At 61.7% G+C, this 22,805-nt stretch carries 21 protein-coding genes; 8 read left to right on the top strand and 13 right to left on the bottom strand.

Features of this window, described 5'->3' with window-relative positions:
* Nucleotides 1-28 precede the first annotated feature (28 nt).
* From BLL36_RS24970 to BLL36_RS24950, 5 genes are all read right to left on the bottom strand, one after another.
* Nucleotides 29-406, bottom strand: a complete 378-nt coding sequence (locus BLL36_RS24970; RefSeq protein WP_049713300.1) for a response regulator — start codon at nt 404-406, stop codon at nt 29-31.
* Nucleotides 407-484: 78 nt separating this feature from the next.
* Nucleotides 485-1,678, bottom strand: a complete 1,194-nt coding sequence (locus BLL36_RS24965) for a hybrid sensor histidine kinase/response regulator (RefSeq protein ID WP_076954267.1) — start codon at nt 1,676-1,678, stop codon at nt 485-487.
* Nucleotides 1,672-2,271 (bottom strand): chemotaxis protein CheB, encoded by a 600-nt coding sequence (locus tag BLL36_RS24960; protein WP_076954266.1) that lies wholly within the window; start codon nt 2,269-2,271, stop codon nt 1,672-1,674. The genes BLL36_RS24965 and BLL36_RS24960 overlap by 7 nt, the downstream gene beginning before the upstream one ends.
* Complete coding sequence (locus BLL36_RS24955) at nt 2,268-3,098, bottom strand: CheR family methyltransferase (protein WP_186689325.1); 831 nt, start codon at nt 3,096-3,098, stop codon at nt 2,268-2,270. Before BLL36_RS24955 ends, BLL36_RS24960 begins: the two co-directional genes overlap by 4 nt.
* A gap of 15 nt (nt 3,099-3,113) precedes the next feature.
* Complete coding sequence (locus tag BLL36_RS24950; protein WP_076954282.1) at nt 3,114-6,611, bottom strand: response regulator; 3,498 nt, start codon at nt 6,609-6,611, stop codon at nt 3,114-3,116.
* 239 nt (nt 6,612-6,850) lie between these two features.
* On the opposite strand from BLL36_RS24950, the gene BLL36_RS24945 reads away from it, so the two are divergent.
* On the top strand, nt 6,851-7,210 hold the full coding sequence (locus tag BLL36_RS24945) for a response regulator (protein WP_076954265.1): 360 nt from the start codon (nt 6,851-6,853) through the stop codon (nt 7,208-7,210).
* A 145-nt stretch (nt 7,211-7,355) separates the two neighbouring features.
* Nucleotides 7,356-8,756, top strand: coding sequence for a DUF1254 domain-containing protein (locus tag BLL36_RS24940; RefSeq protein WP_076954264.1), 1,401 nt, complete (start codon nt 7,356-7,358; stop codon nt 8,754-8,756).
* A 53-nt stretch (nt 8,757-8,809) separates the two neighbouring features.
* On the opposite strand, the gene BLL36_RS24935 is transcribed toward BLL36_RS24940, so the two are convergent.
* Both BLL36_RS24935 and BLL36_RS24930 read right to left on the bottom strand, forming a co-directional pair.
* A complete protein-coding gene (locus BLL36_RS24935; RefSeq protein ID WP_076954263.1) occupies nt 8,810-9,481 on the bottom strand; it encodes a DUF3313 domain-containing protein in 672 nt (223 codons plus the stop codon).
* A 106-nt stretch (nt 9,482-9,587) separates the two neighbouring features.
* Nucleotides 9,588-10,082 carry a hypothetical protein gene (locus tag BLL36_RS24930; RefSeq protein WP_076954262.1) on the bottom strand — a complete coding sequence of 165 codons (495 nt, stop codon included), beginning with the start codon at nt 10,080-10,082 and terminating at the stop codon, nt 9,588-9,590.
* Nucleotides 10,083-10,270: 188 nt separating this feature from the next.
* On the opposite strand from BLL36_RS24930, the gene BLL36_RS24925 reads away from it, so the two are divergent.
* Nucleotides 10,271-10,963 (top strand): aspartate/glutamate racemase family protein, encoded by a 693-nt coding sequence (locus BLL36_RS24925; RefSeq protein ID WP_076954261.1) that lies wholly within the window; start codon nt 10,271-10,273, stop codon nt 10,961-10,963.
* On the opposite strand, the gene BLL36_RS24920 is transcribed toward BLL36_RS24925, so the two are convergent.
* The 3 genes from BLL36_RS24920 to BLL36_RS24910 all read right to left on the bottom strand — a co-directional run bounded on the left by BLL36_RS24920 (nt 10,960) and on the right by BLL36_RS24910 (nt 13,892).
* Nucleotides 10,960-11,472, bottom strand: coding sequence for a GNAT family N-acetyltransferase (locus BLL36_RS24920; RefSeq protein WP_076954260.1), 513 nt, complete (start codon nt 11,470-11,472; stop codon nt 10,960-10,962). The two genes, BLL36_RS24925 and BLL36_RS24920, sit on opposite strands and share 4 nt — an antisense overlap.
* Before the next feature lie 80 nt (nt 11,473-11,552).
* The gene (locus BLL36_RS24915; RefSeq protein ID WP_076954259.1) at nt 11,553-12,695 is read right to left on the bottom strand and encodes a glycerate kinase; all 1,143 of its coding nucleotides are present in this window, start codon (nt 12,693-12,695) and stop codon (nt 11,553-11,555) included.
* Nucleotides 12,696-12,785: 90 nt separating this feature from the next.
* Nucleotides 12,786-13,892: a sugar diacid recognition domain-containing protein gene (locus BLL36_RS24910; protein WP_076954258.1), complete on the bottom strand. Its 1,107-nt coding sequence runs from the start codon at nt 13,890-13,892 to the stop codon at nt 12,786-12,788.
* Nucleotides 13,893-14,054: 162 nt separating this feature from the next.
* Between BLL36_RS24910 and BLL36_RS24905 the strand changes: the two genes are divergently transcribed.
* Nucleotides 14,055-15,365 (top strand): MFS transporter, encoded by a 1,311-nt coding sequence (locus BLL36_RS24905; RefSeq protein WP_076954257.1) that lies wholly within the window; start codon nt 14,055-14,057, stop codon nt 15,363-15,365.
* 230 nt (nt 15,366-15,595) lie between these two features.
* Here the strand turns inward: BLL36_RS24905 and BLL36_RS24900 are convergent, their stop codons facing one another.
* Nucleotides 15,596-16,300, bottom strand: coding sequence for an SDR family oxidoreductase (locus tag BLL36_RS24900; protein ID WP_076954256.1), 705 nt, complete (start codon nt 16,298-16,300; stop codon nt 15,596-15,598).
* Between the two features lie 98 nt (nt 16,301-16,398).
* Between BLL36_RS24900 and BLL36_RS24895 the strand changes: the two genes are divergently transcribed.
* The 3 genes from BLL36_RS24895 to rarD all read left to right on the top strand — a co-directional run bounded on the left by BLL36_RS24895 (nt 16,399) and on the right by rarD (nt 19,465).
* Nucleotides 16,399-17,301 (top strand): LysR family transcriptional regulator, encoded by a 903-nt coding sequence (locus BLL36_RS24895; RefSeq protein WP_076954255.1) that lies wholly within the window; start codon nt 16,399-16,401, stop codon nt 17,299-17,301.
* An 80-nt stretch (nt 17,302-17,381) separates the two neighbouring features.
* Nucleotides 17,382-18,389, top strand: coding sequence for an aldo/keto reductase (locus BLL36_RS24890; RefSeq protein WP_076954254.1), 1,008 nt, complete (start codon nt 17,382-17,384; stop codon nt 18,387-18,389).
* Between the two features lie 194 nt (nt 18,390-18,583).
* Nucleotides 18,584-19,465 carry an EamA family transporter RarD gene (gene rarD, locus BLL36_RS24885; protein ID WP_076954281.1) on the top strand — a complete coding sequence of 294 codons (882 nt, stop codon included), beginning with the start codon at nt 18,584-18,586 and terminating at the stop codon, nt 19,463-19,465.
* A 131-nt stretch (nt 19,466-19,596) separates the two neighbouring features.
* Here the strand turns inward: rarD and hppD are convergent, their stop codons facing one another.
* Both hppD and BLL36_RS24875 read right to left on the bottom strand, forming a co-directional pair.
* Nucleotides 19,597-20,679, bottom strand: coding sequence for a 4-hydroxyphenylpyruvate dioxygenase (gene hppD / locus BLL36_RS24880; RefSeq protein ID WP_076954253.1), 1,083 nt, complete (start codon nt 20,677-20,679; stop codon nt 19,597-19,599).
* A gap of 243 nt (nt 20,680-20,922) precedes the next feature.
* Nucleotides 20,923-21,846, bottom strand: a complete 924-nt coding sequence (locus tag BLL36_RS24875) for a DMT family transporter (protein WP_076954252.1) — start codon at nt 21,844-21,846, stop codon at nt 20,923-20,925.
* A gap of 76 nt (nt 21,847-21,922) precedes the next feature.
* Here BLL36_RS24875 and BLL36_RS24870 point away from each other — a divergent pair, with 76 nt between their 5' ends.
* Nucleotides 21,923-22,792: a LysR family transcriptional regulator gene (locus tag BLL36_RS24870; RefSeq protein ID WP_076954251.1), complete on the top strand. Its 870-nt coding sequence runs from the start codon at nt 21,923-21,925 to the stop codon at nt 22,790-22,792.
* Nucleotides 22,793-22,805: the final 13 nt, after the last annotated feature.

Raw genomic sequence — 22,805 nt, 5'->3', positions numbered from 1 at the left:
TCGCCCCAGCCCTGGCAGGCTCGGCGGTTCAGGCCAGCAACCGCTGGATATGCTCTTGCAGCGTATCCAGGTCGAACGGCTTGGCCAGGATCGGTGCATTGCGCGTAATGGGGCTGTTGCAGTCGAGGATTTCCTGCGGGTACCCACTGATAAAGATCACTTTCAGTTCCGGTCGCAGCTTCATCGCCGGCTCGGCGATCTGCACACCGGAGATGCCGCCCGGCAGGCGATAGTCGGTGACCATCAGGTCCAGGTGCGGCTTGGTCGCGAGGATCTCGAAGGCCTGCTCCCCATCGATCGCTTTCAATACGCGATAGCCCAGGCCCGCCAGGTATTCGCCCAGCACAAACATAATGGATTCGTCGTCCTCGACGATCAGAACGACATCTTGCGCATCTTCACTCATGGGAAGCCTTTGTCCGGTCAATTGCTGCAATTACGACCCTGGGGTCACGCAGAGGTTGCGTCGAGGTGACGATTGATTTCATGTCGACGCTTCGAGCGGCAAACACACGCGGAACAAGGCGCCCTCGCCTATGCGGCTCTCGACTTCGATGGTACCGCCATGGGCCGTGACGATCTGCTCGGAAATAAACAGCCCCAGGCCCAGGCCGGCGGCCACCTGGCTGGCGGAGACACGCTCGAACTGCTGGAAAATCCGCTTCTGGTTTTCCTCGCTGATCCCAATCCCGTGGTCGCGCACTTCCACCCGGGCTTCGCTGTGTTCGCTGTACACGCGCACCTCCACCGGGCTCTTGGCCCCGTAGCGCAAGGCGTTGGTCAGCAAGTTGGTGATCACCTGCTCGATACGGAACTCATCCCAATGGCCTTCCACGGGGCCTTCGATAGCCAGTTGCATGGAAGACTCGGCGGCCGCCACCTGAGGCGCGAAATTCTCCACCAGGTTGCTCACCAGTTGCGCCAGGTCGAAACGCGCCGGGCGTATCGATAATTTGCCGGTGCGGATGCGCGACACGTCGAGCATGTCTTCGATCAAGCGGATCAGGCTCTGGATCTGGCGTTCATCGCGGTCGACCATGGCGCGCATCTTGTCCAGGGTGAACGCCGCGGCGTTGTCCCGCGCCAGGTGCATCTTGCGCAGTTGGGTCTCGAGAATCAGCCCGTTGAGGGGCGTGCGCACTTCGTGGGCAACGATCGACATGAAGTCATCGCGCATGCGCACCGCCTGCTCCAGCTCGGCCTGAGTGGACTGCAGGCGCGTGAGCAGCAACTCCTGCTCGCGACGGCTGCGCTCGAGGGCTTCCACCTGCTGCTTCATGGCTTTGCTCTGGCGATACAGGTCGACGAAAATGTTGACCTTGCTCTTGACCGCATGGATATCCAGCGGTTTGTGCAGGAAGTCCACGGCGCCGCTTTCATAGCCCTTGAAGGCGTAGTTGAGTTCGCGCCCGGCGGCGCTGACGAACACGATCGGGATGTTCTTGGTCTTTTCGGTGCCGCGCATCAGCTCGGCCAGTTCGAAACCATTCATGCCGGGCATCTGCACGTCGAGAATCGCCATGGCGAACTCGTGTTCCAGCAACAGGGACAAGGCCTCGTCGGCGCTCAAGGCCTTGAATACCTGGCGGTCCTCGCGCTTGATCAGCGCTTCGAGGGCCAGCAGGTTTTCCGGCAGGTCGTCGACGATCAGCAGTTTGGCCTGGATAGGACTTAACATGGGGAATATTCCAGGGAAGCCAATAATGAGCCAATGCGGCTCAACGTAAGAATATGGTCGGGTGTATGCAGCGCCAGGGCTGCCAGAGGCATGACCGCGACCCGTGCTTCAGTGGGCTCTTGCACCACCGTGGTTCCACCCTGGCGCTTGACCTGCGCCAGGCCCCGCGCGCCGTCCTGGTTGGCGCCGGTCAACAGCACCGCCAGCAAACCCGCGCCATAGGCATCCGCCGCGGATTCGAACAGATAGTCGATGGACGGCCGCGAGTGGTGCACACGGTCTTCCTGGCTCAACGAGAGGCTGCGGTCGTGCTCTACCGACAGGTGGTAGCCGGGCCCGGCAAAATACAGGGTGCCAGGCTTGATCGACTCTTTGTCACGGGCTTCCACCACGGGCAGCGCAAGGCGTCGCGCAAACACCTCGGCCAACTGGCTGCGGCGCTCGTCCGGCAAATGCAGCACGGCAATGATCGGCAGGCCGAAGCCCTTGGGTAACCCACCAAAAACACTCAGCAACGCCTCGACACCGCCGGCGGACGCGCCGACGACGATGGCTTCAATCCCGCGAATGGGGCTGGATGCAGCGTCGTTCATGATTTTCGGTAGATCCGTTCCTGTTTGACCAAAGGCTCGAATTGTTTGCTGTAGGCGGAAAAATCCAGGGTTTCCTTGCTGCCCAGCACCAGGAAGCCGCGATGGCACAGCGACTCATGAAACAATCCAAACGCGCGATCCTGCAATTTTTTATTGAAGTAAATCAATACATTACGACATGAAATTAATTGAGTTTCTGAGAATACACTGTCCGTCGCCAGGCTGTGATCGGCAAAGGTGACATTCTCGCGCAGCGTCTTGTCGAAAATCGCGTAATCGTAGGCTGCGGTGTAGTAGTCGGCAAATGAACGCTGCCCGCCGGCCTGCTGATAGTTGGCAGTGTAGGCCCGCACGTTCTCCAGGGAAAAGATGCCCTGCTTGGCCTTGTCCAGCGACGCCGGGTTGATATCGGTGGCGTAGATGATCGTGCGCTCCAGTAAACCTTCCTCGCGCAGCAGGATGGCCATGGAGTACACCTCCTCCCCCGTGCTGCACCCGGCGATCCAGATCTTGATCGACGGGTAGGTCTTGAGCAGTGGCACCACTTCCCGGCGGATCGCCAGGAAGTGCGACGGATCGCGGAACATCTCGCTCACCGGGATCGTCAGGAACTGCAGCAACTGCATGAACGCCGCCGGGTCGTGCAGCACACGCTCCTGCAAAGCGGAAATGGTCGCGCAGTCGAATTGACGCAGGGCGTGGGCCACGCGGCGCTTCACCGACGCCCCGGAATAATCCCGAAAGTCGTAGCTGTACTTGAGGTAAATCGCCTCGATCAAGAGACGCAGCTCAATGTCGCCGCTTTTTTCCAAGAAGCTTTTTTCCAAGAAGCGTTGCTCCACTTAAATGCGTTCCATCTTGGGTAGCCATACGCGAATCAATGAAAACAGACGATCCAGGTCAATCGGCTTGGCCAGGTAATCGTTGGAACCGGCCGCAAGGCAGCGTTCCTGATCGTCCTTCATGGCCTTGGCCGTCACGGCGATGATCGGCAGTTTCTTCCAGCGCGGGTCCTGGCGGATCAAGGCCGTGGCCTCGTAGCCATCCATCTCCGGCATCATCACGTCCATCAGCACCAGATCGATGTCCTCGACTTCATTGAGTTTGTCGATGGCTTCACGCCCGTTACGCCCGATCACCACCACCGCGCCTTTGTGCTCCAGGGCACTGGTCAGGGCAAAGATGTTGCGCACATCGTCGTCCACCAGCAGGATCTTGCGGCCCTCGAACACCTTGTCACGGCTGCGCGCGGTCTTGAGCATCTTCTGGCGATCATGGGACAGCTGGGATTCGACTTTGTGCAGAAAGAGTGTGACCTCGTCCAGCAAGCGCTCCGGCGAGCGGGCGCCCTTGATGATGATCGAGCGCGAATACTTGCGCAGCTCGTTCTCTTCATCGCGGGTCAGGTTACGCCCGGTGTAGACGATAACCGGCGGGAACGAGCAGATGTCCTCGGTGGCCATGCGCTTGAGCAGCTCGTTACCGAGCATGTCCGGCAGCTTGAGGTCGATGATCATGCAGTCGTAGACGTGGGTGCGCAGCAGGTCGAGGGCGGCCTGGGCGTACCCGACATCGGTGATTTCGATATCGTCGTCACCGATCAGACGGGCAATGCTGTCACGTTGCAGGTCGTCGTCTTCCACCAGCAGCACGCGCTTGACCTTCTGGGTCAGCTTGGCTTCCAGGCGGGCGAACACGTCCTTGAGTTCTTCGCGGGTGGTCGGTTTGACCGCATACCCAATGGCGCCCATGTGCATGGCGGCTTCGACGCGGTCTTCCACGGAAATCACATGCACCGGGATGTGCCGGGTATTGGCATGTTCTTTCAGGCGTTGCAGCACCGTCAGCCCGGAATGGTCCGGCAGGCGCATGTCCAGCAGGATCGCGTCGGGAATATATTCCTCGGCCAGGCTGTAGCCTTCGTCCGCGCCATGGGCCACCAGGCAGTTGTAGCCCAGTTCGTGGGCCAAGTCGAAGAGGATACGGGCGAAGTTCGGCTCGTCTTCCACCACCAGAATGCAGCGGGTGGTGAACGGGGCCTTGTCGCGATCATCGGCGAAACGCGGGATTTGCTTGGTTTCGACCACCGGCAGCGGCGCCGCCTTGATCGGCGCGGGCGCGGGTGCTACCACCACTTGGCGCGGCTGCTCGACCGGCGCGGCGTCTTCCTCGCGCTCGACATACTGCTCCGGCAGGACCAGCGTGAACACGCTGCCCTTGCCGGGTTCGCTGGCGACGCTGATGTAACCGCCGAGCAAGGTGGCCAGGTCGCGCGAGATCGACAGGCCCAGGCCGGTGCCGCCGTAACGGCGGTTGGTGGTGCCGTCGGCCTGGCGGAAGGCCTCGAAGATGCTTTCCTGCTGGTCCGGCGCAATGCCGATGCCGGAATCGCGCACGGTAAAGGCAATGCCCTCCCCAGGTGCGCGCGACACCGACAGGCTGACTTCGCCCTGTTCGGTGAACTTGATCGCGTTGGACAGCAGGTTCTTGAGTATCTGCTCCAGGCGCTGGCGATCGGTAAACAGCATGCCCGGTGCGTCTTCCTGCACCTCGACCTGGAAGGCCAGCTTTCGATCGGCCGCCAGCGGTTCGAACATGCCGCGCAGGCCGTCGACCAGTCGCGCCACGCTGGAATTTTCCGGACGCACCTCGAGCTTGCCGGCTTCGACCTTGGAAATATCCAGGATGTCGTTGATCAGGTTGAGCAGGTCGTTGCCGGCCGAATAGATCGACTCGGCAAACTTGACCTGTTCGGCGCTGAGGTTTTCCTGGGGGTTCTCGGCCAGCAACTTGGCCAGGATCAGCGAGCTGTTGAGCGGCGTGCGCAGCTCGTGGGACATGTTGGCGAGGAATTCGGACTTGTACTTGCTGGAGCGCTGCAATTCGTCGGCGCGGTCTTCCAGTTCCAGCTGCACGCGGTTGAGTTCGATGTTCTTGCGGTCCATGGCGTCGCGCTGTTCGGCCAGGGTTTCGGTCTGTTCCGCCAGTTGCTCGTTGGTTTGCTCCAACTCGGCCTGTTGGGTTTCCAGGTGGGCCTGGGACTCCTTGAGGATGCGCGACTGTTCTTCCAACTCTTCGTTGGCCGTCTTGAGCTCTTCCTGTTGCACTTGCAGCTCTTCGTTGAGCTGCTGGGTCTCGGCGAGCACCTCCTGCAGGCGCTGGCGATAGCGCGCGGCTTCGATGGAGGTGCCGATATTGCCGGCAATCAGCTCCAGCAGCTCTTCATCACGCTCCTCAAGCGGGCGCAGGAAGCCCAGCTCGATCACACCGTTGACGCGGTCATCATCCGTGGTGGGCACGACCAGCACACTGCGGGTATGCCCTTCGCCCAGGCCGGAGCTGACCTTGAAGTAGTCCACCGGCACATCATCGAGGCGAATCAGGCGATCCAGCTGGGCCGACTGGCCGATGATGCCTTCGTCGCTGTAGATCGCCTGCTCCTGCTGTTCCTGGTCACGGGAGAAACCATAGGTGGCCACGCGCCGCAGGCCGCCGTGTTCTTCACGTACATACAGCGCGGCCACGGCCGAGCCCATGTACTGGGCAAAGAACTGCAGGATGTTGCGCCCGAGCATGTTCAAGGTGAGCTGGCCGAGCACCTGTTCGGCCAGTTCAGTCTGGCCGTTGCGCAGCCAGGCTTGCTGTTCCAGGCGTCGAGCGATCTTCTTTTGTGACGCGAGGTTTGCGCTGTAACTGTCTGACAAGGCTACCAAATTCTTTCGACCGATATACGCCAGCAAGCCGCTCAGGCCGAGCACAAACACCAGGTACAAAGTGACGCTGATCACCGTGGTGCGCGTGACTTCGGCATTGCGCGTGATGCGGAACTGCTGCTCCATCGCCACCGCATCGTCGTATTCCCTACGGATTTCGTCAGTCAGGCGCTTGCCGCGACCTGCCTTGACCGCGCTGCGGTAATCGCCGCTGTTGCGCTGCATATCAATCATCGACTGGGCGTATTTGTTCCACTCCACCTGCAAGGCTTCCAGGCGCTTGAGGCGGTCCACCTGCTGGGGGTTATCCGCCACCAGCTCCTGCAGGTTGCGCAGGTCGGCAATGATGCGCGGCTTGGCCACCTCGTAAGGGTCGAGGAAGTGCTCATCACCGGTGATCAGGAACCCGCGCATGCCGGTTTCCAGGTCGACGGTCAGCTTGGACGTCTCATTGAGGTTATTGATCACCCGGTCGGTGTGCTCGACCCATTGGATCACCGACAACAAATAGGTGATCAGGCAGACGAAAAACACCGCACTGAGCACGCCCACACCCAGGGGCAGCGCAACGTTTCGGCTCAGTAGGGTACGAAAGCTCTTTTCATCGACGGACGACGCGGGAGTCATGGGCATGCCTTGGCCAAAGGTGGAAAAACCGGAAGTTTGCCCCAAAGTGGCAGGCAAGACCATTTTTCCAGGACGGTTTTGTACAGATTCCTACGAAAGAACCGGCTATTCTCTCTGGTCTTCTGTATCGCATTGTTTTTACGGCCGGCGGGAACTTGTCATGAGTGCGCGCTTACTCAAGGAAGAGGCCTGTCAGAACGGCCGCGTGTAAACCTCGCCTTTTTTGGGAAACCCATATTATGTCCGCAGTCACCTCCACCATCCTTGTCGTCGAAGACGATGCCATCGTGCGCATGCTGATCGTCGATGTTCTGGAGGAGTTGGAATTCAGCGTACTGGAAGCCGCCGATGCCGAAGAAGCGCTGGCGCAGGTGCGAAACACCGCACAGGTCATCGACTTGATGATGACCGACGTCGGCCTGCCGGACATGGACGGCAAGCAACTGGCAACCAAGGTGCGCGAACTGCGCCCTGCCCTGCCGATCCTGTTCGCCAGCGGTTATGCCGAAAACATTGAGGTGCCGGCCGGCATGCAGGTGATCGCCAAGCCGTTTTCCATCGATCAGTTGCGTGACAAGGTCAAGTCCATGCTGCCTTGACGCTAGCGTCGCTCGAATGCCGCCTGCCTGGGCGGCATTTTTGTGTCAGGTGCGTAGAGATTTGCGTGACCTGCGACGCGGAAAACCGGAAACTCTGCGCTTTATCGCCCGCCCCATAAAAGCACTCTTGGAAGGACGCAACATCATGATTGGAAAACCGACGCGCCTGCTGTTGGCGAGCCTCTCGATACTCGTCAGCACCGGCGCCTGGGCCGACTTCACCGCGACGCCGAGTGAAGCGCGGGCCATTGCCAAGGACGCCTACCTGTATGGCTTCCCGGTGGTGGAGATGTACAAGACGCTCTACACCCAGGCCGTCGACAAGGGCGGTGCCAACTTCAAGGCGCCGCTGAACCATATCGGCCATGGCGCGCAGGCGCTGACCCCGAAAGACACGGCCGTCGCGACACCCAACCCGGATACGTCGCTCTCCTTCGTCTGGATGGACCTGCGCACCGAGCCCCTGGTGCTGACGCTGCCCAAGATAGAAGACAACCGTTATGACTCGGTGCAGTTGATCGACCTCTACACGCATAACATCGCGTACCTGGGCACCCGCAGCACCGGCAACAACGGCGGCCACTACATGATCGCCGGCCCCGACTGGAAAGGTCAGCAGCCCGTGGACGTGGACCGGGTGGTCTACAGCGAAAGCAATATCGCCTACGCCCTGTATCGCACCCAGGTGTTTGATGAAAAGGACCTGAACAAGGTCAAGCAGATCCAGAACGGCTACACCGTGCAGCCGCTGAGCCGCTACGTGAAGCAGGCGCCACCGGCCAGGGCCGCCCGCATCGAATGGCCCAAGCCCACGGCGACCATGAGCGACAGCCCGCAACTGTTCCGCTACCTGAACTTCATGCTCGCCTTCGCGGCGCCCCAGGACAGCGAAAAAGAGCTGCTGGCACGGTTCGCCAGTATCGGTATCGCGCCGGGGGCCCCGTTCAAGGTCAACCAACTGAGCGCCGAACAGCGCAAAGCGCTGGAAGATGGCATCGCCGACGGCCAGGCAGCGTTTGCCGCGTTCAAAAAGGAGCGGGTTGACACACGCCAAGTGTCCAGCGGCGAGCTGTATGGCAGCCGCGACCGCCTGAAAAACAACTATCTGTATCGTTATGCCGGGGCCAACCTGGGTCTGTTCGGCGGTTCCAGCGACGAGTTTGCGTCCTTTACCTATGTTGACGACAGCGAGGGCAAACCCGCCAACGGCGCGCGCCATAGCTACACCGTGCATTTCGCCAAGGACCAATTGCCCCCGGCGGATGCGTTCTGGTCCCTGACCCTGTACGACGCCAAGACCCACCAACTGGTGCCCAACCACAAGAAACGCTACCAGATCAATTCGCGCATGCTGCCGGACCTCAAGTGGGACGCCGACGGCGGCCTGACGCTGGCGCTGCAGCATCACGAACCGCCGAAGGCTGAACAGAGCAACTGGCTGCCGGCGCCGCCCGCGCCCTTCTACGCGGTACTGCGCATGTACCTGCCTGAGCCGCAAGTGAACAGTGGCCAGTGGAAGCTGCCGCCGTTGACGCCGCTCAAGTAGCGCCACCTGGCCGGCGGTTGCCACAGCCCGCCGGCCAGACTTGCGTTTAGAGTTCAGCGTTTTTTCAGTTTCAGGTAGGACTGGTGCAAGTCCGCCGCCCAGCCATCGACAACCCCTTTCATATCGTCGGCCCGCATCACTTGCGAGTCGTTGGCCAACGGCTTGCCGGTGCCTTTGCGCACCACTTGGGCCAACACTTTGCCGCTGGCGCCATCAAGGAACTGCGCCTCGGTGCCCAACGTGGTTTCCTGGTCGCGAATGCCTGTACCGGTACTGACCGCCGCCGCCACCAGTGCCACGGGAACAAACTCATAGGGCTTGAGCCCTTCGGTCTTGCTGCTGACTGCGGTGATTGCCGCGCGCACCACGATCACGCCTGGCCCGGGCCCGTCAGCCAGAGGCAGCGACTTGGCCAACTCGCGCTTGAGCGCGCGGTTGAAGTCATCGTTGATACCACGCAGGGTGCTGTCCGGAATCTTCGCGGTGGCCTGGGGCTTGGGGTAGAACTGCGTCGGTTCGACGTACACCGCGCTGTAGCGGCTCAGGTCGAGCTTGGGATCGACCCAGCGCATCACTTCGGCGCCGGACGGCGACTTGGCTTGCTTGAGTTGACTGTAGTCGGAGAGAAACCCGGAGTATTCATCCGGTTGCGTCACCTTGCTGGCGCAGCCCGCCAGCCCAAGCGAGGCGACGCACAGCACGGTCATCATTTGCCCAAGTCTCATCTTCGAACTCCCTGGCGGTCGGCGTTGGAACGTTGAGCTGTAGGTATAGCCAATTCCTGGAAAATAGCTCTGTTTCCTACGCCGGCTCGACAGGTAGGCGCAAACCTCAGGCGCGTTCGCGCGGAATCAGGCTCTGCAACTGCGAGGCCAGGAAGTTGGCGTCGAAGCCAAAGGTGTCCGGGTCTTTCAGGCCGTTGGTCTTCTTCCACAGCCAATCGTTTTTATCCGCGGGCAGCACCAGTGAAACGCTGCCGTGGCGTGCCGCGGTCAAGCCCATGACAGACACAGAGATCAAGCCGCCGGCGCCCATCACGTCCGGCACGAACTCCACGGATTTGCCGGTGATCTGCACGGTGAGTTTCTCGGTCTTGAACGGCGACGTCTCCACCGGCACGCTCGGGCCGCTGGCCACGTAGGCTTCACGATGAACGTCCAGCAGCCCCACGGTCTTCACCGGCGCCAGCCACAGCTCGATCTGCCCGAACAGCTCAGCGAGCTTTTGTGCCCAGCGGGCCGACTGCAGGTCGAATTGCTGTTTTTTATGCGCTTCGCTATCGGCGTAATGACGAAGCATCTCGCCCAGTTGCTGTACATCGTCCATTGCGGATTTCCTTGGGTGAACCAAATTTCAAAGCCCGATCATGGCAGATGCGGCGGCTCAGCGTACGGCTTAAAACCTGGGCCAGCCAGGCATCACACACTGCACCGGTCATTTGGCGGTCAACTGCGTATGACGAATCCGCCGCCGATGGGTAAGGTGAAGCGACTTTCCTTTGTCAGGAGCATCGCATGCGCACCATTGGTCTTATTGGCGGCATGAGCTGGGAGTCCAGCGCCGAGTACTACCGCATCATCAACCAATGCGTGCGCGACAGGCTTGGCCCGCTGCGCTCGGCGCAACTGTTGATGTACAGCGTGGATTTCGGCCCGGTGGAACAGGCTCAACATGCCGGTCGCTGGGATGACGCCGCGCTGATCCTGGAAGCGGCCGCGCGTCGCTTGCAGGCCGGTGGTGCCGAGTGTGTGGTGCTGTGTACCAACACCATGCACTTGGTTGCGCCGCGTATCGAAGCGGCGGTGTCGATTCCGTTTCTGCATATTGCCAATGCCGCCGGCGCGGCGGCGGTGCAGGCCGGCACGCTCACGGTCGGCCTGCTCGGCACTGCGTTCACCATGGAGCAGGATTTTCTCAAAGCGCGCCTGACGGCACAGGGCCTGACGGTGCTGGTGCCTGAGGCGCAGGAGCGCCAGGCCGTGCACCGGATCATTTATGAGGAGTTGTGTGTCGGCGTGATGAGCGATGCCTCACGCAAGGTCTACCAGGGCGTGATCCAATCCCTGGCCGCACGCGGCGCCCAGGCGATCATCCTCGGCTGCACGGAGATCAGCCTGCTGATCAAACCCGAACACAGCGACCTGCCGCTGCTCGACACCACCGAGCTGCATGCGAAGGCTGCGGTGGCGTTTGCCTTGCAGGACTAAGCCGGCGTGCGCAGGCGTGCCATGCTCACGGTGTCGACAAACCGGCCGTCACGCACGGCGTAATCGCGCAGCACGCCCTCGACCTCAAAACCGAACTTGCGGTACAGCGCCTGCGCCGCCTGGTTGTCGGCGTACACCGTGAGTTCCACGCGGTGCAGGTTCATCCAGTTGTCGGCCACGTCCAGCGCGGCCGTCAGCAGACGCGAGCCGATCCCCTTGCCCTGCCATGCCGTCGCCACCCCCATGCCGAACGAACCGACATGGGCCTGGCGCACGCGCAGGTACTGTTCCAGGCCAAGCTGGCCGACCACTTCACCGCCGTGCACAGCCACCAACTGCAGCCGTCGCTCATTGTCCATCACCAGGCGCTTGCGCCACACTTCTATGGACTGGAAAGGCATCTGCAATACCTGGCGGCACACGGCCGGCTCGTTATAGAGCGCAGCGACGCCTTCAAGGTGGGCTTCGGTGAAGCGCTGGATGACGATAGCGGGTTCTGGCGGGTGCATTGTGTTTCGTCCTTTGAAAAACAAGTGGCCAAGTACTTTAAAGCATTGACAGCTATCCCGGCAGCAGGGTTGTCGGCGCTCTATCGAGCTCGTGTTGCCACGCGCCAGAGCCGCGCGATATCGGCCGCTCGCGCCTGCAACAAGCGCGGTGCCTCGCTGCATGCCTGCTCCAGGCTCGTGGGGCCGGATGGCAAGGCGAAGGCGGCGTCCACACCATGGGCATACATCTGTTCGTAGCCCTCGCCGAGGGTACCGGCGATGACGATCACCGGCACGCCATGTTGTTGTGCGATGCGCGCCACGCCAAAGGGGGTTTTGCCGCGCAGGGTCTGGGCGTCGAAGCGGCCTTCGCCGGTGATCACTAGGTCGGCGCCGCGCACGGCTTGCTCCAGGCCGACCAGTTCGGCCACCACCTCTACACCGGCGCGGAACTGCGCGCCCAGAAAAGCCTTCGCCGCAAAACCCAGGCCGCCGGCGGCGCCGCTGCCGGGTTCGTCGCGCACATCCTTGGGCAGCACCTTGGCGCAATGGTCGGCGAAGTGACCCAGGGCGGCGTCCAGCTGTTGCACCTGCTCGGGACTGGCGCCTTTCTGCGGGCCAAAAATAGCAGAGGCACCGTGGGGCCCACACAGCGGGTTGTTTACGTCGGCGGCGATTTCAAAGCGGACCTGGGCCAGGCGTGGGTCGAGCTGTTCCAGCTCGATGCGAGCCAGGCCGGCCAATGCGAGGCCGCCGGGTGCGAGGCTGCGGTTTTCGGCGTCGAACAGCTGCACGCCGAGGGCCTGCATCGCACCCGCGCCGCCGTCGTTGGTGGCGCTGCCGCCGATCGCCAGAATGATGCGCTGCGCACCCTGGTCCAGAGCGGCGCGGATCAGCTCGCCGGTGCCATAGGTGGTGGTTTTGCAGGCATCACGTTGCCCCGGCGGCACCAATTGCAGCCCACTGGCTTCGGCCATTTCGATGATTGCGGTGTGGCTGTCGGCCAACCAGCCCCAATGCGCTTGAACCGGTGCACCCAGCGGGCCCCGCACAGTGTGATGGCGCAACTGGCCATTGCACGCCGCCAGCACCGAATCCACCGTGCCTTCACCACCGTCCGCCATCGGGCATTGGGTCACCTGTGCGTCCGGCCAGACCTGGGCCAACCCTGCCGCAATGGCGTGGGCGACGCCTTCGGCGCTCAGGCTGTCCTTGAACGAGTCGGGGGCGATGATGACTTTCATGGGCGTTCTCCAGTTTTTATCCACCCATGCTGCCAGTTGGCAGGGCCGCTGACGCCGGTCCGATGCACAAGTACGGATACACTTTGTTGTTCATTGCGACAAAGCCTGGGGCAGCAGCTGTACGCCCAGGTAGAGCGCGAGCATGCCGTCCAGGGTCAACGGGTCGACGCCGCTGAGCTCGGCAATGCGCTCCATGCGGTAGCGCAGGCTGTTACGGTGAATGCCCAGCGCATCGGCACATGCCTGGCTTTGCCCGTCGTGTTCGCACCAACTGCGCAACGTGGCCAGCAGCTGTCCATTAGCGTCCTTGGCGAGCACCTTGCGCAGGGGGTTGAGCAACTCGTCGAGGGCGTCGTCGTTTCGATGACGCCAGAGCATCACGGGCAAGCGATAGCGGTTGAGCGTCAGCAGGCGCGACTGCGGCAGCACATCGCGGCCATAGGCGAGTAAATCTGTGACGCGTCGATAGCAACGCCGTAGCCCCGACAGCCCCTGCGCTTGCCCGCCAACGGCCACGCGCAGGATGTTCCAGCCGAGGCCTTCGAGTTTTTCCAGCAGCCGTGGATTGTCCACCGGTACCGCCGCCGGCCGGCACCACAACAGCGAGTACTGCGCCGAGCTGACACACCAGCTGTCCGGGTAGCGCGAGGCCAGCCAGGCGCTCAAAGCGTCCGCCGATTGCCCCGCACCCAGCTCGAACAGGTAGGGCGTGCGCGCCAGTTGCGGCTTGAGCCCCAGTTGCTGGGCTTCGTCCACCAGGCGCGGCGATTCACCGGCGTCGGCCAGCAGCAAGGCCAGCAGGTCATCGCAGCGCTGGCGTCGCCATTGTTGCTCGGCCTGCTGGTGGCGGTGGCTGACGAGCATTTCGGCGGTCATGCGCACCAATTCGGCGTAGGTACGCAGGCCCTCCGGTTCGCCGGTGATGCCCAGCACGCCGATCAGGCGCCCGTCATGCATCAGCGGCAGGTTGATCCCCGGTTGCACGCCCTTGAGGTGCTTGGCGGTCTGGCCGTCGATTTCCACCACGCGGCCATTGGCGAGCACCAGTTGGGCGCCTTCGTGCCGGGTATTGATCCGCTCAGGTTCACCGCTGCCGAGGATCAGGCCCTGGCTGTCCATGACGTTGACGTTGTAGGGCAGGATCGCCATGGTCCGATCGACGATATCCTGCGCCAGGTCATGATCAAGCTCGAACATGCGATTTAAGTTTCCTTGAATGCGTGGTTGTTCACCGGCACAGCGCAAAGCTCGGGTGGCTGTGCGCGAGCACAAAGACAGCGGCCTGCCGGGTGGCCGAGACTCAATGGGCGATCAACGTTACCCTCGCATCGCGAAAAATCATAATAAAGAGAGATTGCCATGTCACAGAGCGCCGCGACCCCCTTGGCCACCGATGACGATAAAAACGCCATCTACAAGCGCATCACCCTGCGCTTGATCCCCTTCATTTTCATCTGCTATCTGTTCAATTACCTCGACCGGGTAAACGTCGGCTTTGCCAAGTTGCAGATGCTCGACGCCTTGAAATTCAGCGAAACCGTATACGGCCTCGGCGCCGGGATCTTCTTTATCGGCTACGTGCTGTGTGGCGTGCCGAGCAACCTGGCGTTGAACAGGTTCGGTCCGCGGCGCTGGATTGCGTTGATGATGATTGTCTGGGGCACGCTGTCCACTTGCCTGTTATTCGTCACCACGCCGACGCACTTCTACACCCTGCGCCTGTTCACGGGCGCCGCCGAGGCCGGCTTCTTCCCCGGTGTGGTGCTGTATCTCTCGCAGTGGTTCCCGACGTTCCGCCGTGGGCGGATCATGGCGCTGTTCATGTCGGCCATCCCGGTCTCCGGATTGCTCGGCAGCCCGTTCTCCGGCTGGATCCTCAACCACTTCGCCGCCGGCCAAGGTGGCCTGGCAGGCTGGCAGTGGATGTTTCTGCTGCAAGGCATCCCCACCGTGATCCTCGGCGCCCTCGCCTACTTCCTGCTCAGCGACAGCTTCGCCCATGCCAAGTGGCTCAAACCCCATGAGCGTGCGGTGCTGGAAGCCGACCAGGCGACCGACTTGGCGAACAAACCCAAAACCAGCACCGACTCCCTGGCCGAGGTGTTCAAGAATCCGGCGATCTGGGCGTTCGGCCTGATCTACTTCTGCATCCAGAGCGGCGTGTACGCCATCAACTTCTGGTTGCCGTCGATCATCAAGAACCTGGGGTTCAGCGATAACCTGGTGATTGGCTGGCTCAGTGCGATTCCCTATCTGCTGGCAGCGTTGTTCATGCTGCTGGTGGGGCGTTCCGCCGACTTGCGCAAGGAGCGCCGCTGGCACTTGGTGGTGCCGATGTTGATGGGTGCTGTCGGCCTGGTGATCGCAGTGAATTTCGCCACTACCCCGGCCGTTGCAATCCTGGGCCTGACCATTGCGACTATGGGTGCCCTGACCGGCTTGCCGATGTTCTGGCCAGTGCCTACCGCCATGCTCAGTGCGGGCGCGGCGGCGGGTGGCCTGGCGTTGATCAACTCCATGGGCCAGATGGCCGGCTTCCTCAGCCCGTATATCGTCGGGTTTGTGAAGGATGCCACCGGGTCCACGGATATGGCGTTGTACCTGCTGGCGGCGGTGATTGTCGGCGGCAGCGTGTTGGCGCTGCGGATGACGCGTACCCTCAAAGGCTAGTGAGATCAGTGTGGGAGCCGGGCTTGCCCGCGATAGCCATAGGTATCTACACATCGATCGTTCCCACGCTCTGCGTGGGAATGCATCCCGTGACGCTCCGCGTCTCCTTGCGCATTACTTGAAACAGGCGCCGGCTTCGGGACGCAGAGCGTCCGGGGCGGCATTCCCACGCAGAGCGTGGGAACGATCGCCATCGCAGGCAAGCCAGCTCCCACCTGGTCGTACAGTGTTTACAGGAGACCGCCGCCGTCGATGTCGATCACGCTGCCGGTCATGTAGCCATTTTCCATGGCCAGCACATACCCCGCCGCCACTTCCTGCGCCTGCCCTACTCGCCCCACCGGCAATGCACCGCCCGCCTTGGCGAACATCGCCAGGCGCTGGTCTTCGGCCAGCCCTGCATACGCGGGGGTATCAATCACCCCAGGGCTGATCACATTGACCCGTCGTGGCGCCAGCTCTTTGGCCAGTTGCTTGCCCAATGCTTCTGTCGCGGCGTTGATGCCGACCTTGACGAATTGTCCCGGCACCAGCTTGCGCCCCAGTTGCCCGGACGTCAGGCTGATGCTGCCGTGTTCGTCGAGAAACGGCAGTGCCAACTGGATGGCCCGCAGCGAGCCCCAGAGTTTCACGTTGAAGTTTTCCTGCGCCTCATTCAGGTCGGTTTCGATCAATGGCTTGGCACGCACACTCGGCCCCGAGGTGTAGACCAGGTGATCAAAACGCCCCACGCGCTCGAACAGACGTTGCAGGGACGCGGCATCGGTGACATCCACCGGTTCGCTGCGCAGGCCGTTTTCAACGCCGGACGCCAAGCGTCGCCCGGCCAGCACCACCTGTGCGCCGCGCGCAGCGGCGGCCTTGGCCACTGCAGCACCGATACCGCTGCTGCCGCCGATCACAATGACCGTTTTGCCGTTGAGAGGAGAAGTCATGGGAGATTCCTGGGAAGAAAGTGAGCGTTCATCTTCCCAGCTTGGCAATCGACGAAAAATCCGGGTAAAACGACAAGATCTTTAAAGGATTTTTACAAATGAGCTCGATCCTCGACCTTGAAGTCTTCGCGCGCACCGCCGACACCGGCAGCCTGTCGGCCGCCGCACGTGGCCTGGGTTTGACGCCGGCGGCCGCGAGCATTGCGCTCAAGCGCCTCGAAACCCGACTGGGCATTCGCCTGCTGGCGCGCTCTACCCGCAGCATGCGCCTGACCGAAGAAGGCCGGCGCTACCTGGACAGCGTGCGCGTGGCGCTGGCGGCCTTGTCCGAAGGCGAACAGGCGCTCAAGCAGCAAGGCCAGGGCCTGACTGGGTTGCTGCAGTTGGCCGCACCGTCGGACTTCGGGCGCAATGTGGTGCTGGGTTGGCTGGATGAATTCAAAGCGCAGCACCCGAATATTCGCTTGCAGTTAATGCTCAACGACAGCAACGCCGACCTGTTCCGCGAAACCGTGGACATCGCCCTGCGTTTCGGCGTGCCCCAGGATTCCAGCCTGGTGGCGCTGCCCATTGCGCCCGAGCATTGCCGCGTCGCGTGTGCCAGCCCGGCGTACCTGGCGCGCCACGGCATGCCCCGTGAGCCGATGGAACTGGCCCGGCACAGCGCGCTGCGGTACATGCGCCAGGGCCAGGTGAGCAAAACCTGGCGCTTTCGCCAGGGCGCGCAGTTGCAAGAGGTCGACGTGAGCGGGGATTTTCTCAGCGATGACGGGGAAATCGTGCGGCGCTGGGCGTTGGCGGGCCACGGTATCGCGTACAAGGCCAGGCTCGATGTGGTCGGGGATATTGCCGCCGGCCGGTTGGTGCCGCTGTTCGAGGATTGGACGGGGGAACCTGCGCCGTTCAACCTGATGTGCCCCCACCGCCTGCAAGTATCGGAACGGGTGAAGGTGCTGCATCGCTTTTTGCTCGAGCGGTGTCAGGCATTGCTGGGCACCTGAAGAAATCCCCGCAGGGCTTGTCCCAGAGCCTCTGAGTCTGGTATTGCATGGAGCACATTTGCTGCCGTGAGGAGTTATCCATGATTTACCGCACATTGGGCCAGTCCGGTTTGAAGGTCAGCGCCTTGACCCTGGGCACCATGATGTTTGGCGAACAGACCAGCACCGAGGACTCGCTGCGCATCATCGGCAAGGCCTGGGACCAGGGCATCAATTTTATCGACACGGCGGACGTCTACACCGCCGGGCGCTCCGAGGAAATCGTCGGTGAGGCCATCGCGCGGCAGCGTCAGGACTGGATCGTGGCCTCCAAAGTCGGATTCGGCCCGGCCGACGGAGTGCCCAACCGCAGCGGCCTGAGCCGCAAGCGCCTCTTTAATGCGCTGGACGCCAGCCTGGCGCGGCTCGACACCGATTACCTGGACATCTACTACCTGCACCGCGAAGACCACAACACCCCGCTTGAAGTGACGGTGTCGGCGATCGGCGACTTGATCCGCCAGGGCAAGATCCGCTATTGGGGCCTGTCCAATTATCGCGGCTGGCGCATCGCCGAAGTGATCCGCGTGGCTGAACGCCTGGGGGTGGACAAACCTGTCATCAGCCAGCCGCTGTACAACATCGTCAACCGCCAGGCCGAGGTGGAGCAGATCACCGCCGCAGCCGCCTACGGCCTGGGCGTGGTGCCTTACAGCCCACTGGCCCGTGGCGTGCTCAGCGGCAAATACGCCCCGGATGTCACGCCCGAGGCCGGCAGCCGCGCGGCGCGCCAGGACAAACGCATCCTGGAAACCGAATGGCGCGTGGAATCGCTGCGCATCGCTCAGCAGATCCAGCAATACACCCAGGGACGCGGCGTGGGGATCGTGGAGTTTGCGATCGCCTGGGTGTTGAACAATTCGGCGGTCAGCTCGGCGATTGTCGGGCCGCGCACCGAGGCGCAGTGGGACGCCTACATCGGCGCCCTGGACGTGAAGATCACGGCTGAAGATGAGGCCTTCATCGATGCGCTGGTGACCCCGGGGCATTCGTCCACACCTGGCTTCAATGACGTGGGCCACTTTGTCTCTGGCCGAATCGCGCTGTAAGCACAGGATTCAATCTGGGGACTGTCGAGCTCCGGCGAGGCGGCCCTCACATTCTATCGGCATTGTTCAAACCGACCCTCTTGGGTCATTTTCCGTCCCTTGCCCCAAAACAGCGCACCCCTCGCCCACTAAAAGCACCATAATCCGTCACCTATCTTTTTTGTTTGTTTCAAATCGGCTTTCGCGAGGACAGTGTGTCTAAAGGTGTTGTGTTATCGGTCTTGGCCTCGGTGCTGTTTGCCGTGATGTATTACTTCACATCATTGCTGACGCCCTTGAGCGGCCTGGAAATTTTCGGCTGGCGCATGTTGCTCACCATGCCCTGCATGACGGTATTCATGATCGTCAGCGGCGAATGGCGGCGTGTGTGGCAGCTGGTGCGCAGGCTGGCTGGCAAACCGCGCCTGATCGGGGGCGTGCTGGTGTCTTCAGCCTTACTGGGTGCGCAGTTGTGGTTGTTCATGTGGGCGCCGCTGAACGGGCGCAGCCTGGATGTGTCGGTCGGCTACTTCCTGCTGCCGCTGACCATGGTGCTGACCGGGCGCCTGGTGTGGGGTGAACAGCTGTCGTACCTGCAGAAGATCGCGGTGTTCTTCGCCGGGCTCGGGGTGCTCAACGAGCTGTACCAGGCCGGTGGTTTTTCCTGGGCCACGCTGGTAGTGATCATCGGTTACCCGCTGTACTTCATCGTGCGCAAGATCCTCAAGACCGATCACCTCGGCGGACTCTGGCTGGATATGGCATTGATGCTGCCGGTGGCCTGGTGGTTTGTGCAGAGCGGCGAGCAAGGTTTTGCAGTGATGGACGCACACCCGAAGCTGTACGCATTAATCCCGATGCTCGGCCTGATCAGCGCATCGGCGCTGGTGAGCTACATCATTGCCAGCCGATTGCTGGCGTTCAGCCTGTTCGGGCTGCTCAGCTACGTGGAACCGGTACTGTTGCTGGGCGTGGCGCTGATTCTGGGGGAAGGGATCAAGGGCGGCGAATGGCTGACCTACATCCCGATCTGGCTGGCGGTGATGGTGCTGGTCTTTGAAGGGTTCAAGCATTTGGTGCGTCAACGCAAAGCCTGATAAAGGCAGCGGACTTGGCCTGATGCCGATCAGAAATGTGGGAGCGGGCTTGCCCGCGATGATGTCAGCCCAGCAAACATTGATGTTGGCTGGCCCACCGCTATCGCGGGCAAGCCCGCTCCCACACGGATTTACGCCTCGTCGGTGTTCAATACACCACGACGCACCTGGTCGCGCTCGATGGATTCGAACAGCGCCTTGAAGTTGCCCTCGCCAAACCCATCGTCGCCCTTGCGCTGGATGAACTCGAAGAACACCGGGCCCATCAGGGTTTCCGAGAAGATCTGCAGCAGCAGGCGCTTGTCGCCTTCGACGGAAGAACCGTCCAGCAGGATGCCGCGCGCCTGCAACTGATCCACCGGCTCGCCGTGATTCGGCAAGCGGCCTTCGAGCATTTCATAGTAAGTGTCCGGCGGCGCGGTCATGAAGCGCATGCCGATCTTCTTCAACGCGTCCCAGGTCTTGACCAGGTCATCGGTCAGGAACGCCACGTGCTGGATGCCTTCGCCGTTGAACTGCATCAGGAACTCTTCGATCTGCCCGGCGCCCTTGGATGACTCTTCGTTCAGCGGGATGCGGATCATGCCATCCGGCGCGCTCATGGCCTTGGACGTCAGGCCGGTGTACTCGCCCTTGATATCGAAGTAGCGTGCTTCGCGGAAGTTGAACAGTTTTTCGTAGAAGTTGGCCCAGTAGGCCATGCGCCCGCGATAGACGTTGTGGGTCAGGTGGTCGATGACCTTGAGGCCGGCACCTTGCGGGTTGCGCTCCACGCCTTCGAGGTAGACGAAGTCGATGTCATAGATCGAGCTGCCTTCCCCGAAACGGTCGATCAGGTACAGCGGCGCACCGCCAATGCCCTTGATCGCCGGCAGGTTGAGTTCCATCGGGCCGGTTTCGATGTGGATCGGTTGTGCACCCAACTCAAGGGCACGGTTGTAGGCTTGTTGCGAGTCCTTGACGCGGAACGCCATGCCGCACACCGACGGGCCGTGCTCGGCCGCGAAGTAGGAGGCGATGCTGTTGGGTTCGTTGTTGAGGATCAGGTTGATCTCGCCCTGGCGATACAGGTGCACATTCTTCGAGCGGTGGCTGGCGACTTTCGTGAAGCCCATGATCTCGAAGATCGGTTCCAGGGTGCCTGGGGTCGGCGATGCGAACTCAATAAATTCAAAGCCCATCAGGCCCATTGGGTTTTCGTATAGATCTGCCATGGTGGCACCTCATCATTCTTGTAATAAAGACTGTTATTTGCGAGCAAGGATGAGGTTGCGGGGTGGCGCGCAGGAAAGGCCTCGCACGCTGCGGGCGAGGAAGTCACCAAAGATGAGGGCGCAGCCAAATAGCTTCATGGTGTCATCAGTCTCTGACGGCTTAGGCTTGCGTGAGCGCAAGTCCATATTCTTGTATGCGTAAATCGATTCTACACAGCGTAACCGTATTTGTCCGTACTCTTATCAAATCCCCATTGCCTTGGCCTTCGCAAGGGGTTTGTTGCACAGGTAGATACCCAACAGGATCACGGCCCCGCCGGTCATCATTGGCAGGGTCAACTGTTCACCCAGCAGCAACGCGCCACAGATCACGGCGGTGAGCGGGTTCAGCGCAATAAACACGCCGGCGCGTGTCGCGCCGATTTGGCGGATGCCGTCGTAATAGCCGATATAAGCCAGCGCCGAGCCCAACACACCGAGGTACATCAGGCTCAGTACTTGGGGGGAATGCAGGCGGCCCATGGCCTCCAGGCTGAAACGCCCCATGACCAGCGTAACGACGATGAGCATCAGGGTGCCCAACAATATCGACCAAGTCACCGTCTGCAACGGCCCGAGGCTCTGGTTCAGTTCGCGGGAAAGCAGCGAGTAGACGCCCCACCCCGCTACGCAGCCGAAAATCAGCAGGTCCCCACGCCAGGTGCCGGGTGCTTCGCTCAGCACCTGGGGGCTGTGACTGACGATAACCAGGGCGGCGCCCATCAGGCATAGCGCAATACCCGTGACCTTGCCGGCACTCAGGCGCTCCTTGAATAACCACCATGACGCCAGTGCGATGACCGCCGGGTTCAGCGCCACGATCAGCGAGGCCCGGGATGCATTGATGTACTGCAACCCATAGAAGAAACACAGGTTGTAGAAAAAGATGCCGGAGAAACCCAGCATCGCCAGGTACGTCATCTGCCGCAGGCTCGGGCGGGCCAAGGGGATGCGCGCGAACCCCATAAACGCGAGCAACGCCAGGCTGGCCAGCGCAAACCGCAGGCTGGCCGCCAGCAAGGGGTCGACTGCCTCGCTCAGGTAGCGACCGGCCACGAACGTCCCGCCCCAGATCATGGTGACGGCGGCCAGCTTCAGGTAAGTGATGCGGTCCGAAGGTAAATGCACGGGAGTTGACTCTTATGACTTGGGATTGGCCCATTCTTCTGGTAATACGTCCTCATCGTAAAATGAGTGATGACTCATGACCTTGACCCAACTCGAAATTTTTTCCCTGGTCGCCGAACTGCAAGGTTTCACCAGCGCGGCCCACCGCCTGGGTATCAGCCAATCGGCGGTGTCCCATGCAATCAAGGGCCTGGAGCAGGAACTGGGAGTGTCGCTGTTCAGGCGTCACCAAACCCAGGTGGAACTCAGTGATATTGGCGCGCAGTTGCTGGGCCGCGCCCGGGCCATGCTTGGCCTGGCCAACACCTTGCAGCAGGAGGCGGCGGATGCGCGGGGCATGAAACGCGGCACGCTGCGCATCGGTTCCTTCGGGCCGACCGCCTCGACCTGCCTGCTGCCGAAAATCCTCAGCCGGTTTCGGCTGCAATACCCAGGTATCGAAGTGCATATGGACGAGGGGCCGGACAGGCAAGTCATCCAGTGGCTCGACGAGCGCCGTATCGACATCGGCTTTGTGGTGCTGGAACAGGAACGCTTCGACACCTTCGCCCTGTTCGAAGACCAGATGGTGGCGCTGTTGCCGGCAGGGCATCGGCTGGCCGCGCGCGAGCAGGTGAGCCTCAAGGACTTGTGCGACGATCCATTCGCCCTGACCGAGGCCGGCTCCGCTGAACTGGTGGTGCGCCTGTTCAACGAGGCGCGGTTGACGCCGAACGTGCGTTATCGCTGTTCGCAGTTGTTAAGCACCCTGGAGACCGTCAGCCTGGGCGATGCCGTGAGTGTGGTGGCGCAGGCATCCTTACCGATGGCGGGTGATCCGCGCTATGTGCAGCGAGCGCTGTCACCGCGAGTGCCACGTCGGGTTGGCCTCGCCGTACTCGACCGACGCCAGTCTTCGCCGGCGACACTCGCCTTTATTCGTATTGCCCAGGGCCTGGCGCTGTAGCGCTGCATACTGG

The sequence above is a fragment of the Pseudomonas cedrina subsp. cedrina genome (genome assembly GCF_001983175.1).
In the GTDB taxonomy this organism is placed as follows: Bacteria; Pseudomonadota; Gammaproteobacteria; order Pseudomonadales; family Pseudomonadaceae; genus Aquipseudomonas; species Aquipseudomonas cedrina.
The sequence above is the reverse complement of the archived record's forward strand: the minus strand, read 5'-3'. Positions and strand labels throughout refer to the sequence as shown.

Excerpts from the sequence above, each read along its gene's own strand:
- BLL36_RS24960 (WP_076954266.1), bottom strand. The coding sequence starts at position 2,271 with ATGAACGACGCTGCATCCAGCCCCATTCGCGGGATTGAAGCCATCGTC.
- BLL36_RS24920 (WP_076954260.1), bottom strand. The coding sequence starts at position 11,472 with ATGCACCCGCCAGAACCCGCTATCGTCATCCAGCGCTTCACCGAAGCC.
- hppD (WP_076954253.1), bottom strand. The coding sequence starts at position 20,679 with ATGGCAGATCTATACGAAAACCCAATGGGCCTGATGGGCTTTGAATTT.
- BLL36_RS24870 (WP_076954251.1), top strand. The coding sequence starts at position 21,923 with ATGACCTTGACCCAACTCGAAATTTTTTCCCTGGTCGCCGAACTGCAA.
- BLL36_RS24940 (WP_076954264.1), top strand. The coding sequence starts at position 7,356 with ATGATTGGAAAACCGACGCGCCTGCTGTTGGCGAGCCTCTCGATACTC.
- BLL36_RS24965 (WP_076954267.1), bottom strand. The coding sequence starts at position 1,678 with ATGTTAAGTCCTATCCAGGCCAAACTGCTGATCGTCGACGACCTGCCG.
- BLL36_RS24900 (WP_076954256.1), bottom strand. The coding sequence starts at position 16,300 with ATGACTTCTCCTCTCAACGGCAAAACGGTCATTGTGATCGGCGGCAGC.
- BLL36_RS24915 (WP_076954259.1), bottom strand. The coding sequence starts at position 12,695 with ATGAAAGTCATCATCGCCCCCGACTCGTTCAAGGACAGCCTGAGCGCC.
- BLL36_RS24910 (WP_076954258.1), bottom strand. The coding sequence starts at position 13,892 with ATGTTCGAGCTTGATCATGACCTGGCGCAGGATATCGTCGATCGGACC.
- BLL36_RS24950 (WP_076954282.1), bottom strand. The coding sequence starts at position 6,611 with ATGACTCCCGCGTCGTCCGTCGATGAAAAGAGCTTTCGTACCCTACTG.
- BLL36_RS24930 (WP_076954262.1), bottom strand. The coding sequence starts at position 10,082 with ATGGACGATGTACAGCAACTGGGCGAGATGCTTCGTCATTACGCCGAT.
- BLL36_RS24945 (WP_076954265.1), top strand. The coding sequence starts at position 6,851 with ATGTCCGCAGTCACCTCCACCATCCTTGTCGTCGAAGACGATGCCATC.
- BLL36_RS24905 (WP_076954257.1), top strand. The coding sequence starts at position 14,055 with ATGTCACAGAGCGCCGCGACCCCCTTGGCCACCGATGACGATAAAAAC.
- BLL36_RS24970 (WP_049713300.1), bottom strand. The coding sequence starts at position 406 with ATGAGTGAAGATGCGCAAGATGTCGTTCTGATCGTCGAGGACGACGAA.
- BLL36_RS24925 (WP_076954261.1), top strand. The coding sequence starts at position 10,271 with ATGCGCACCATTGGTCTTATTGGCGGCATGAGCTGGGAGTCCAGCGCC.
- BLL36_RS24895 (WP_076954255.1), top strand. The coding sequence starts at position 16,399 with ATGAGCTCGATCCTCGACCTTGAAGTCTTCGCGCGCACCGCCGACACC.
- BLL36_RS24935 (WP_076954263.1), bottom strand. The coding sequence starts at position 9,481 with ATGAGACTTGGGCAAATGATGACCGTGCTGTGCGTCGCCTCGCTTGGG.
- BLL36_RS24890 (WP_076954254.1), top strand. The coding sequence starts at position 17,382 with ATGATTTACCGCACATTGGGCCAGTCCGGTTTGAAGGTCAGCGCCTTG.